The organism is Psychrobacter sp. S1-30-MNA-CIBAN-0213 (assembly GCF_040309845.1).
Classification (GTDB): Bacteria; Pseudomonadota; Gammaproteobacteria; order Pseudomonadales; family Moraxellaceae; genus Psychrobacter.
Genome location: NZ_JBEOPE010000122.1, coordinates 1 through 254, shown reverse-complemented (window position 1 = coordinate 254; position 254 = coordinate 1). Strand labels below are relative to the sequence as shown.

Sequence of the window (254 nt, the reverse complement as noted above, 5' to 3'; positions counted from 1 at the left end):
CTGGTCGCCTGGGTACTGGTGCGTTATGAATTTTGGGGTAAGTCCTTAATCAATGCCTTGGTTGATTTGCCTTTTGCACTACCAACCGCTGTCACTGGGATTTCTCTGGCCACTCTTTATGCGCCGAATGGCCTGATTGGTAAATGGTTTGATAAGTTCGACATTCAGGTGGCTTTTACGCCTATCGGTATTTGGCTCGCTTTAGTGGTGGTCAGCTTTCCATTTATTGTTCGTGCCGTGCAGCCCGTATTGGC

1 pseudogene is annotated in these 254 nt (G+C 48.4%); it reads left to right on the top strand.

Annotated features, from left to right (window positions below):
- A pseudogene (locus AAEY87_RS14195) lies at nt 1–254 on the top strand (molybdate ABC transporter permease subunit); the annotation flags it as partial.